The 11013-nt window shown below is 74.6% G+C and carries 11 protein-coding genes and 1 pseudogene; 4 read left to right on the top strand and 8 right to left on the bottom strand.

Annotated elements, in window-relative coordinates:
* Positions 1 to 373 precede the first annotated feature (373 nt).
* From FXF50_RS28440 to rho, 4 genes and pseudogenes are all read right to left on the bottom strand, one after another.
* Positions 374 to 1132, bottom strand: coding sequence for a hypothetical protein (locus tag FXF50_RS28440; protein WP_148432003.1), 759 nt, complete (start codon positions 1130 to 1132; stop codon positions 374 to 376).
* Between the two features lie 220 nt (positions 1133 to 1352).
* Positions 1353 to 2432, bottom strand: a complete 1080-nt coding sequence (locus FXF50_RS28435; RefSeq protein WP_148432006.1) for a DUF3626 domain-containing protein — start codon at positions 2430 to 2432, stop codon at positions 1353 to 1355.
* A 57-nt stretch (positions 2433 to 2489) separates the two neighbouring features.
* Complete coding sequence (locus FXF50_RS28430) at positions 2490 to 2954, bottom strand: VOC family protein (protein ID WP_148432002.1); 465 nt, start codon at positions 2952 to 2954, stop codon at positions 2490 to 2492.
* A gap of 11 nt (positions 2955 to 2965) precedes the next feature.
* Positions 2966 to 4132 (bottom strand): annotated as a pseudogene (rho, locus tag FXF50_RS28425) (transcription termination factor Rho); the annotation flags it as partial.
* 374 nt (positions 4133 to 4506) lie between these two features.
* On the opposite strand from rho, the gene FXF50_RS28420 reads away from it, so the two are divergent.
* Genes FXF50_RS28420 through tsaA form a run of 3 tightly spaced genes read left to right on the top strand, consistent with a single transcriptional unit; the run spans position 4507 to position 6718 of the window.
* Positions 4507 to 5367 carry an MEDS domain-containing protein gene (locus tag FXF50_RS28420; protein WP_187399864.1) on the top strand — a complete coding sequence of 287 codons (861 nt, stop codon included), beginning with the start codon at positions 4507 to 4509 and terminating at the stop codon, positions 5365 to 5367.
* Entirely contained in the window at positions 5364 to 6311 is a 948-nt protein-coding gene (locus FXF50_RS28415) for a sensor histidine kinase (RefSeq protein WP_148431999.1), read from the top strand. The genes FXF50_RS28420 and FXF50_RS28415 overlap by 4 nt, the downstream gene beginning before the upstream one ends.
* Positions 6308 to 6718 carry a tRNA (N6-threonylcarbamoyladenosine(37)-N6)-methyltransferase TrmO gene (tsaA, locus tag FXF50_RS28410; protein WP_148431998.1) on the top strand — a complete coding sequence of 137 codons (411 nt, stop codon included), beginning with the start codon at positions 6308 to 6310 and terminating at the stop codon, positions 6716 to 6718. The genes FXF50_RS28415 and tsaA overlap by 4 nt, the downstream gene beginning before the upstream one ends.
* 46 nt (positions 6719 to 6764) lie before the next feature.
* On the opposite strand, the gene FXF50_RS28405 is transcribed toward tsaA, so the two are convergent.
* Positions 6765 to 7394: an MBL fold metallo-hydrolase gene (locus FXF50_RS28405; RefSeq protein ID WP_148431997.1), complete on the bottom strand. Its 630-nt coding sequence runs from the start codon at positions 7392 to 7394 to the stop codon at positions 6765 to 6767.
* Positions 7391 to 8479: an S-(hydroxymethyl)mycothiol dehydrogenase gene (locus tag FXF50_RS28400; protein WP_148431996.1), complete on the bottom strand. Its 1089-nt coding sequence runs from the start codon at positions 8477 to 8479 to the stop codon at positions 7391 to 7393. Before FXF50_RS28400 ends, FXF50_RS28405 begins: the two co-directional genes overlap by 4 nt.
* Positions 8480 to 8611: 132 nt before the next feature.
* On the opposite strand from FXF50_RS28400, the gene FXF50_RS28395 reads away from it, so the two are divergent.
* Positions 8612 to 9031, top strand: coding sequence for a hypothetical protein (locus tag FXF50_RS28395; protein ID WP_148431995.1), 420 nt, complete (start codon positions 8612 to 8614; stop codon positions 9029 to 9031).
* Here the strand turns inward: FXF50_RS28395 and FXF50_RS28390 are convergent.
* Positions 9024 to 10334, bottom strand: a complete 1311-nt coding sequence (locus FXF50_RS28390) for a nitrate/nitrite transporter (RefSeq protein WP_148431994.1) — start codon at positions 10332 to 10334, stop codon at positions 9024 to 9026. The genes FXF50_RS28395 and FXF50_RS28390 overlap by 8 nt on opposite strands.
* Positions 10331 to 10999 carry a GntR family transcriptional regulator gene (locus FXF50_RS28385; RefSeq protein ID WP_148431993.1) on the bottom strand — a complete coding sequence of 223 codons (669 nt, stop codon included), beginning with the start codon at positions 10997 to 10999 and terminating at the stop codon, positions 10331 to 10333. The genes FXF50_RS28390 and FXF50_RS28385 overlap by 4 nt, the downstream gene beginning before the upstream one ends.
* Between the last annotated feature and the right edge of the window lie 14 nt (positions 11000 to 11013).

The raw sequence follows: 11013 nt of genomic DNA, 5'->3' as shown, positions 1-11013 counted from the left end.
CTTGGGGGTTTGGCGCACCACGCCGATGGGGGTCGGGTGTGCGCGAGCACCGTCAGGCGCTCAAAGAAAGTCTTGGGGGGATCATCCGGCGTGCGGGGCGGGGCCTCTTCGTCGCGCCGGGACCATGTACAACGACCGCCGGCCCACCATCATTCCGGGCCCGGCCACCCCGCCTCGCGGGGCGCCCTCCTCGGTCGTTCACGGGGATACAACGACGCCCACCCGCCGGCCATTCCGCCGCCAGAGTGCCACCGACCACCCCCGAAACGGACATCCGGCGCAGACAACCTCGGTCTGCCGGCGGGAACCGGACATACCCCGCGAACGGAAAACGGCCGGCCCCTGGCGGGGCCGGCCGAGTTCGCGCGTCGTGTCACCAGACCTGCTGGACGATGTCCGCGGCCTGCTCCTCCCACTGCGCGTACGCGTACGGGAAGGCGGACACCTGGACCGTCTGCGCCGCGGCGGTCAGCGGCAGGTCGTGCCAGCCGCCGACGTTCTTCAGCCCGTTGAAGAACGCCTTGCTGGCGTAGTCCGGGTTCGTGACCTGCTCGGGCGTACCCCAACCGGACGACGGGCGCTGCTGGAACAGGCCCTCGGAGTCGTGGTCGTTGTAGTCGCCGAGGTGGCCGAGGTTGTACAGCTTCGACTCCTGGAGCGAGGTGGCGACGCCGATCACGGCGCCCCGCTCACCCACGCCGGTCTCCTTGGCCGCCTTCACGATGGCCTTGGCGTTGTCGAGTTGGGCGTTGTCGAGCGGGATGCGCGACTGGGCGCCCTCGACGCCGTGCGGGATGAGCTTCTCCCGGCTGGGCCGGTCGGCCTTGGTCGGGACCTTGTCACTGCCGGTGGTCTGGGCGGGCTTCACCGTGTCGGTGCCCGGCTCCTTGCCGGTAGCCAGGTCGATGGCCGCCCGAGCGCCGGCGTGCGGGCCACCCGTCAACGGTGCGGCGACGGCGGTGGGGCCGAACGCCATTCCGCCCAGGCAGGCCACGCCCGCGAGAGTCAGCGCGGTGCGGCGGTTCGGGCTGGTGGCGATGGCGGTCCTCGCGCTGGCGGCCTTCGCGACGGCGGTCTGGACGACGGCGGTCTTCGCGATGGCGGGGAGCCATCGAGTGAAGTGCTGCTTCACGATGGTTGCCCTTTCGATCGTTACGACGCGCTCCCGGGTGAGCGCCCCTCGGGGGAATTACTCGCCGGTACGGGGTTTGCGTTCCGGCGGTACGGGGGACACAACCAGCTTCGACCTGTCGGGCATTCCGGATATGCCGGGGTGCCGCCGCAGCTGTGGCCCAGGTCACCCGGAAATCGGGACGGCCGGGACGAGGCGTACGGGGAGGTCGGGAACCGGGCTAGCCGGCCGCCGGGACGCCGAACCGGACCAGGACGTGCCAGAGCTGCTTGAGGTGCTGCAGGGTCAGCTCGGTCGGGCCCCGGTCGGCCCAGCACTGCGGCTCGCGTACCACCGAGGCGGCGGCCCGGCCGATCAGGGCGGCGTGCACCGGCTCCCCGGGTCGGGCGAACTCGGCGTGGACCCGGGCGGCGAGCGGCGGGATGGCCGGCCCCCGGAACTCGGCGTCGACACCGTCGACCGGCAGTTCGAACCCGGTGTGCCAGCACAGCGCGAAACCGTGCCGCCGGGCGAGCCCGACGAGGATCCGCCCCTCCGCGGTGTCCCGGAACGAGGGGTCGACCACCACCGCCTCCACGTCCCGGGCCAGGCTCACGTCGCCGTGCACCTGCGCCTCGATGTAGTCGTCCAGCGCCCGCCCGGCCGCGTCGGACGCGCGCTCGCGCCGGCGCAGCAGCGTCCGCAGGAGGGCGCCGGTGTCCATGCCGGCCACGCCCAGGCTGACCCCGGTCTCGGCGGTGGCCGCCAGCAGCGCGGCGAGCACCGGCTCGAACACCGTCATCGTGCCGAGGTCCTTCGGCGCGGTGTGGCTGTCGCCGAAGCAGAAGGTGGCCCGCGCGAGCGCCGCGGGGCGCAGCCGCAGATGGCAGGAGCCGAACCGGGGGCAGGCCCCGTCCGGGTGGTCGAGCAGGTTGAGGCCGCCGTACTTCGGGCGCTCCGTGGGCGGCACGCCGGGCCGCTGGTACGCCCCGCCGAACAGCGCCTCCTCCCAGCGGTCCCGGTCGCCGCCCGGGAACGCGGTCAGCCCGCCGTTGGAGATGCCCGTCTCGAACTGGCTGCGGTAGACGCCCTCCTGGTCGAGCGCCTCGGCCACCGTACGGCCGTCGCGCAGCAGCCGGTCGGGGTGGAAGTTGAGGGTGAGCCGGCCGTGCGCGGCCACCGCCGCGACGATCTCCTCCGCCCGGTACGCGGCGCCGGAGCCGGCGAGGTGCCCCTCGATGACGGCGAGCGCCGCCGGCCGGTCCCGCAGGGCGGCGTCGCGGACGTGCCGGAGGGCGGCGGCCTGGGCGGCGGTCAACATCACGTCGGGCACGGGCCCGAGTATCGCCGGGGCCGCCGGCGGCGCGCTACGCGGATTTCAGGCGCCGGTGCCGAAGCCGTCCAGGGCCTCCCGCTCATCCGGGCTGCGCAGCTCCTGGAACACGGTGAGGTGCAGGCCCGCCGGGCCGTCGAGGCGGGCGTTGAGCGACTGCCACGGGGTGACCGTCGGCGGGGCGACCTCGGTGGCGCCCGCCGCGACGAGGCGCTCGGTGGCCGCCCGGCTGTCGTCCACCTCGAACGCCACCCGCAGCCGGGGCGCGACCTGGCGGCCGACCTCCACCTCGTCGATCATCCGCTTCTGCGCGGGGTTCGCCAGCTCCAGCGTGGCCCGCCCCGCCTCCAGGATCACCACGCGGGCGCCGTCGCCGCCCGAGTACGCCGCCTGCTCGGGCAGGCCCAGCGCGTCCCGGAAGAAGGCGACCGCGGCGTCGTAGTCCTCGGCCTCGACGACCAGGCGCAGCTGGCGTACGGTCGGCGGCCCCTCGGCCCGGGAATCGTCCATCAGGCACGATCCTAGCCGCGTGCGGCGGCGCCGAGGCGGGCGAGGAAGTGGGCGTTGCCGCCGGTGGCGGCGAGCTGGCGGAGCAGCTGGTCCAGGGCCGCCTGCCGGTCCAGCGTGGACAGCGCGGAACGCAGTGCCCGCAGGCGGTCCCGCTCGACCTCGGTGAGCAGCAGCTCCTCCCGGCGGGTGCCGGAGGCGCGCACGTCGACGGCGGGAAAGGTACGCCGATCGGCCAAGGACCGGTCCAGCCTCAGCTCGGCGTTGCCGGTGCTCTTGAACTCCTCGAAGATGAGGCCGTCGGCGGCGGAGCTGGTCTCCACCAGCGCCGAGGCGATCACGGTCAGCGAGCCGCCCTCCTCGATCGACCGGGCGGCGGCGAGCAGCTGCTTGGGCGGGGTGAGCGCGGCCACGTCGATGCCGCCGGAGAGGGTGCGGCCGGCCGAGCGGACGGTCAGGTTGTAGGCGCGGCCGAGCCGGGTCAGCGAGTCGAGCAGCACGACCACGTCGTGGCCCAGCTCGACCAGGCGTTTCGCCCGCTCGATCGCCAGCTCCGCCACCGTGGTGTGGTCCTGCGGCGGACGGTCGAACGTGGCCGCGATGACCTCGCCCTTCACCGATCGAGAAAAGTCGGTGACCTCTTCGGGCCGCTCGTCGACCAGCACCACCATGAGGTGGCACTCCGGGTTGTTGCGGGTGATCGCGTTCGCGATCGCCTGCAGCACCATCGTCTTACCCGCCTTCGGCGGCGAGACGATCAGCGCCCGCTGGCCCTTGCCGATCGGCATGACCAGGTCGACGACCCGGGTGGTCAGGATGTGCGGCTCGGTCTCCAGCCGCAGCCGCTGGTACGGGTGGACCGGCGTCAGCCGATGGAAGTCGGGGCGGTGGCGCGCCTGCTCGGGGGTGGTCCCGTTGACGGTGTCGACCCGGATGAGCGGGGCGTGCCGGCCCTTGCCGGGTGTGGTGGCGACCGCGCCGGTGACGAGGTCGCCGCGACGGAGGCCGTACCGGCGGAGCTGGCCGGCGGTGAGGTGGGCGTCGGCGGTGGAGGGCAGGTAGCCGTCCACCCGCAGCAGCGCGTGGTCGTCGACCGTGTCGACGATGCCGCTCACCGGGAGCGGCGCGGGGGTGTCGTTCATCGAGTGCCTTTCGGTTGGTTGCGGTCCCCGATCGGGACGGACGAAGGAGGGTTGGTTCGGGACCCGGGCGGCTCGTTCCGTGGGATCCGCGACGGGCTCACGCGCCGGACGATTCGCCGCCTCGCGGAGGCAGAGGCGGAGGCGATGGCTCAGCGGCCGACCACCTCGCCGGCTCGCATGGGCAGGCGGCGACGGAAGACGGTCCGTAAGGGCGGCACCAGGCGGGCCGAGGACCCGCGGGCGGGTTGCCGCGTTCGGGAGAGTGACTCCGGGTGGCGCGGTGCGCCGGCATCCGGGGTCGTTCGCCACGTTAACCCCGCGACGCCGTCGCGGGCAAGCGGATCGCCGCCGGTTCGGGCGGCGCCCAAGCCGGCGTTACAGTGAGGGACGCGCCGATCGGGAAGGCCAGCACCGTGACTGCTACGACCGTGGTCGACCAGGTTCACCTTGGCGACCACGTCTGTTGGACGCACGGCGACGAGGGCGAGGCCCTCGACGCCGTCGGCCGCTTCGCCGCCGCCGGCCTGCGCCTCGGTCACAAGGTCGTCTGCTTCACCGAGACCTCGCCGCCGCAGGCGGTGCGCGCCCGGGTCGACGCCGTGGGTGTGCCGACGGAGGCCGCCGTGGCGGCCGGCCAGCTGCGCATCGTGCCGGCTGTGGAGGTCTACCCGACCGGCGGCCGGCCGACGCCGGAAAGCATGGTGGCCGCCGTGGTCGACGAGGTGGACCGCGCGCGGCACGAGGGCTACCCGGGGATCCGGCTCAGCGGTGACATGACGTGGGTGCTGCGCAGCGGCACCACCCTGGACGACCTGCGCCGGTACGAGACCGCGCTCAACCCGCTCTTCCTGGACGCCCGCGTCGCCGGTCTGTGCCTGTACGACCGCCGGATCTTCCCGGCCGACGGGATGCGGGCCGTCGCGGCGGCCCATCCGGGGACGGCCGGGCCGGGCACCGCGCGGACCTGGGTGCCGCTGCTGCGGGCGTACCGGACGACGGACCCGCCGGGGTTGCGCCTGGTGGGGCAGGTGGACCGGAGCAACCGGGAGGCGTTCACGGCGGTGCTGCACCACGTGACGGCCGACCAGCGGGCGGCGGGGCGCGCGCCGGTGCTGGACGTCTCCGAGCTGAGTTTTGCCGACGTGGGCGCCGCCACCGCGCTGGTCCGGGCGGACCGGGCCACCGCCACGGGCATCCGGCTGATCGGGTGCCGGCCGGCGCTGCACCGGCTGCTGCACCTGCTCGACGGCGCGCCGGCGGAGGACCCGGCATGAGCGCGCCCGCCGGCCCGACAGCGGCCGAGTTCCGTCACGAGCTGGCCTTCTACACCGACGCGGCGAGCCTGCTCGCGGTCACCGTGCCGTTCGTCCGGGCGGGACTCGCCGCGGGCGATCCGGTGCTGGTGGCCACCCCCGGGCCGCAGCTGGCGCTGATCCGCGCGGCGCTCGGTGCGGCCGCCGACGACGTCGGGTGGGCCGACATGACCGAGGCGGGGCGCAACCCCGGCCGGATCATCCCGTGCGTGCTCCAGGCGTTCGCCGACCGGCATCCCGACCGGCGGGTCCGGATCATCGGCGAGCCGATCTGGGCCGGCCGCACCGCCGAGGAGTACCGGGCCTGCGCCCAGCACGAGGCCGCGATCAACTGGGCCTTCGCCGGCCGGGCGGCGAGCATCCTGTGCCCGTACGACGCGGGGCGGCTCGAGCCCGGCGTGCTCGCCGAGGCCCGCTGCACGCACCCGCTGCTGGTCGACGGCGACGGTTGCCGCCGCATCGCCGGCTACTCCCCGGCGGCGGTCGCCGAACGGCACAACAAGCCGCTGCCCAGCCCGGCGGAGCCGGTCGCCGTGCTCCGCTACGACCTGGACACGCTGCCGCAGGTGCGACGGTTCGTCGCCGAGCAGGCGGTCGGCGTCGGGCTGGCCGCCGACCGGGTGGCCGACCTGCAGATCGCGGTCACCGAGCTGGCCACGAACAGCGTGGCGCACGCCGGCGGCGCCGGCACCGTGCAGGCGTGGTGCACCGACCGGCACCTGGTGTGCGAGGTCCACGACGACGGCTGGCTGGCCGACCCGCTCGCCGGGCGGCTCGCACCGGCGCACGACGGGATCGGCGGGCGGGGACTGGTCATCGTGCACGCCCTGTGCGACCTGGTGCTGATGCACACCACCGCGGCCGGCACCACGGTCCGGCTGCACATGCTGCGGGAGGCTCCATGACGGGAACGGCACCGGCGCTGCGCGCGGTCGGCCGGGTCCAGTCGCCGCTGACCGATCCGGCGGCGGCGCCGAAGCAGGGCGACGAGGGGGCGCCGGAGGCGTGGCTGGTCTTCGACGCCGCGTACGCCCCGGCGCTGGACGGGCTGCGGCCCGGCGCGGACGTGCTGGTGCTGACCTGGTTGGACCGGGCCCGGCGGGACGTGCTCGCCGTGCACCCGCGCGGTGACGTGTCCCGCCCGGAGACCGGCGTGTTCGCCACCCGCTCGCCGCACCGGCCCAACCCCATCGGGTTGCACCGGGTGCGGGTGCTCGACGTGGACGGCGTACGGCTGCGGGTGGCCGACCTGGAGGCGGTCGACGGCACCCCCGTACTCGACGTCAAGCCGGTGCTCGACGGCGAGCGCTGAGGCCGGCGACGCCCGCCCGGGCCGGTGACCCGGCCGGGTGGTCGGCTCAGTGCCCGCGGGCGATCCACTCGTCGAGGTGGGGCGCCTCCGCGGCGATCGTGGTGTCGTCGCCGTGTCCGGTGTGGACCACGGTCTGCGGCGGCAGGGTGAGCAGCCGGGTCCGGATCGACTCGATGATCGTGCCGAAGTCGCTGAAGGAGCGGCCGGTGGCGCCGGGACCGCCGGCGAAGAGGGTGTCCCCCGTGAAGACCGCGCCCAGGTCGGGGGCGTGGAGGCTGCACGCGCCCGGGCTGTGGCCGGGGGTGTGCAGCACCCGCAGGGTGGTGCCGCCGACCTCGACGGTCTGCCCGTCGTTGAGTTCGCCGTCGGGCAGGGTGTCCGGGTGGACGAGGTCCCAGAGCACCCGGTCGGCCGGGTGCAGCAGCACCGGCGCGCCGGTGGCCCGGGCCAGCTCCGGCGCGACCCGGACGTGGTCGTCGTGGGCGTGGGTGGCCAGGATGGCGACCACCCGGCGGCCGCCGATCACGGCGCGGATGGCGTCGACGTCGTGCGGGGCGTCGACGACCACGCACTCGGCGTCGTCACCGATCACCCAGACGTTGTTGTCGACGTCGAAGGTCTGCCCGTCGAGGGAGAACGTGCCGGAGGTGACGGCGTGGTCGACGCGGGCCGTCACGGGAAGACCACCACCGACCGGAGCACGTCGCCGTGGTGCATCCGGGTGAACGCCTCCTCGACCTGGTCGAGCGCGATCTCCTCGGTGACGAAGGCGTCCAGGTCGAGGCGGCCCTGCCGGTACAGCTCGGTGAGCATCGGGAAGTCGCGGCTGGGCAGGCAGTCGCCGTACCAGCTGGACTTGAGGGCGCCGCCCCGGCCGAAGACGTCCAGCAGCGGCAGCTCGATCCGCATCTCCGGGGTGGGTACGCCGACCAGCACGACTGTGCCGGCGAGGTCGCGGGCGTAGAACGCCTGCTTCCAGGTCTCCGGGCGGCCCACCGCGTCGATGACCACGTCGGCGCCGAATCCTCCGGTGGCGGCGCGGATCGCCTCGACCGGGTCGTCGTCGGAGGCGTTGACGGTGTGCGTGGCGCCGAACTTCCGGGCCCAGTCGAGCTTCCGGGAGTCGGTGTCCACGGCGATGATGGTGGTCGCCCCGGCCAGGGCCGCGCCCGCCACCGCCGCGTCGCCGACGCCGCCGCAGCCGATCACCGCCACCGAGTCGCCCCGGGTCACGCCGCCGGTGTTCATGGCCGCGCCGAGGCCGGCCATCACGCCGCAGCCCAGCAGGCCGACGGCGGCGGGCCGGGCGGACGGGTCGACCTTGGTGCACTGGCCGGCGTGCACCAGGGTCTTCTCGGCGAACGCGCCGATGCCCAGGGCGGGCGCCAGCTCGGTGCCGTCGGTCAGCGTCATCTTCCGCGCGGCGTTGTGGGTGTTGAAGCAGTACCAGGGACGGCCCCGCCGGCAGGCGCGGCACTGCCCGCAGACCGCCCGCCAGTTGAGCACCACGAAGTCGCCGGGCGCCACGTCGGTGACCCCCTCCCCCACCTGCTCCACGATGCCGGCGGCCTCGTGGCCGAGCAGGAACGGGTAGTCGTCGGTGATGCCGCCCTCGCGGTAGTGCAGGTCGGTGTGGCACACCCCGCAGGACTGGACGCGGACCACCGCCTCGCCCGGCCCCGGGTCGGGCACCACGATCGTGGTGACCTCCACGGGCGCGCCCTTGCGCCGCGACACGACTCCCCGAACTTCCTGACCCACGGTCCCTCCCTCGCTCGACTCCAGCCGAACCTACCGCCGATCATCGTCGGCGGCCCACCGTCCAGGGGGCGGTTATCCGGCGCTTCGCGGGGTACGCGGGGGCCCGGTTCTCCGGCACCGACGGGAGTGATCATGAGGTTGACCCATGCGCCGCTACGGCTCATCATCGGCGCGTTCATCCTGAATTCCGGGCTGTCCAAGCGCTCCCTTGAGGGCGAGGCCGCCGCCGGCATGCACGGCATGGCGGTCGGGGCGATCCCCCAGCTGCGGCAGTTCCCGCCAGACCAGTTCGCGAAGCTGCTCTCCCGCGGCGAGATCGCGCTGGGCGCCGCGCTGCTCACCCCGTTCGTGCCGGCACTGCTGGCCGGCGCCGGGCTGACCGCCTTCGGGGCCGGCCTGGTGCAGCTCTACCTCAAGACGCCCGGCATGCGGGAGGCGAACAGCCTCAAGCCGTCGCAGGCCGGCATCGGCCTGGCCAAGGACAGCTGGCTGGTCGCCGCCGGGCTGACGCTGGTGCTGGACTCGCTGACCCACAAGCGCCGGTTCACGTGACCGGACCGGCCACGGCGGCGGCCACCGGCACGGCCTCCGCGGCGTGGCGGCGGCGGGCGGCGTTGCGGTAGCGCAGCACCTGCACCGCGCCGAGCCCCCAGAGCAGGTACTGCACGGCGAACGCCCAGCGGAACGCGGACAGCGGCGGGGTGCTCCGGCCGGCCGGGGTGGCCAGGTCCAGCACCACGCCGACGGCCAGGATCAGCAGGATCGAGGCGACGAAGCCGCCCACGTTGACGATGCCGGTGGCGCTGCCGATGCGGTGCACCGGGTTGAACGTGCGCGCGTAGTCGAAGCCGATCACCGAGCCGGGACCGTTGACCGCGAGGACCACCACGAGGGCCACCAGCAGCCCGTGCGGGGCGCGGCCGGGCCAGGCCAGCACCACCGCCCAGACCGCCGCGGTGGCGGCCGTGATGGCGAAGACCACCGCCGAGCGGTGGAAGGGGTGCCGGGCGCACAGGTGCGCGATAACCGGGCCGCAGACCAGGGTCACCACGGTCATCAGGGTGAGCAGGGCGGCCGCCGCGGTGGGCGGGAAGCCCTGCCCCTGCACCAGGAACGGGTAGCCCCAGAGCAGGGCGAACACCGAGCCGGAGAACTGGGTGACGAAGTGCGTCCAGAGGCCGAGCCGGGTGCCGGGCTGGGCCCAGGCGTCGGCGAGCTGCCGGCGTACGGCGGCCAGGTCGGGGGCGAGCGCGCTGCTGTGCTCGGCGTGCGGGGTGTCCCGGACCGCGACGAGCACCAGCAGCAGCACGGTGGCGCCGAGCGCCGCGGCGGTGAGGAACGCGGGCGTCCAGCCGGCGTGGTGCAGCAGCGCCACCAGGGGTACGGCGCCGAGGACCGCGCCGAGTTGCCCGATGGTGCCGGTGAGCTGCACGAGCAGCGGGTTGCGCCGGCCGGGGAACCAGAACGCGACGATCCGCAGCACGCTGATGAAGGTCATGGCGTCGCCGAGGCCGACGAGCACCCGGGCGGCGACGGCGAGCCGGACGTCGGTGGCGACGGCGAAGCAGAGCTGCCCGGCCACCATCAGCGCGCCGCCGGCCAGCAGCAGCCGGCGCGAGCCGTACCGGTCGAGCAGCACCCCGACGGGGATCTGCATGGCCGCGTAGACGGCGAGCTGGGCGACGCTGAAGGTGGCCAGCGCGGCGGCGTTGATGTGGAAGCGGTCCGCCGCGTCGACCCCGGTGACGCCGAGCGAGCTGCGGTGGAAGACGGCGGCCACGTACGCGGTGACGGCCACCGCGAAGACCAGGGCGGCGGAGCGGCGCCGGGCGACCGTGGGGGTGGCGGCGCTCACCGCAGCCTCCGCAGCACGGTCGCCACGTTGTCGATGTGCGCGCCGACCGCGTCGAGCCAGGCCCCCGGGTCGTCGCCGTCGAGGGCGGCGAGCTGGCCGGCGTGCTCGGTGAGGGCCACCTCGGCCCAGCCGGGCGACAGCCGGAAGCTCGCCTCGCCCATCCGCAGCTGCCGGTCGCGCAGCCGGTGGTAGAGCTCGGCGAGGATCTCGTTGCCGGCCGCCTCGACCACGGTGGCGTGGAACGCCCGGTCGGCGGCCATCAGCGCGGTGACGTCGCCGGCGGCGTGCGCCCGGCGCATCTCGTCGAGCCAGCGGGCCAGGTCGTCGCGGATGGCGGCCCGGCGCGGCCAGACCTGCTGGGCGGCGTGCAGCTCGACCAGGCGGCGGGCCTCGACGACGTCGGCGATCTCCCGGGCCGAGACCGGCCGGATCAGGGCGCCGCGCTTGGGGTAGAGCTTGACCAGGCCCTCGGCCTCCAGGCGCAGCAGCGCCTCCCGGACCGGCGTGCGGGAGACCCCGGTCGCCTCGGCGATCTCCCCCTCGCTGACCAGCAGCCCGCCCGGGTACACCTGCTCCAGGATGGCCCGCTTGAGGTGCTGGTAGGCCCGCTCGGCGGCGGACGGCGCGGTCGACCGGGCCCCGGGCACGGGGGTGGGATGCGTCATGTATCTATGATGCA

The sequence above is a fragment of the Micromonospora sp. AP08 genome, assembly GCF_008085935.1.
GTDB classification, from domain to species: Bacteria; Actinomycetota; Actinomycetes; order Mycobacteriales; family Micromonosporaceae; genus Micromonospora; species Micromonospora chersina.
Note: the sequence above shows the minus strand (reverse complement) of the source record. Positions and strands in the feature narration are given on the sequence as shown.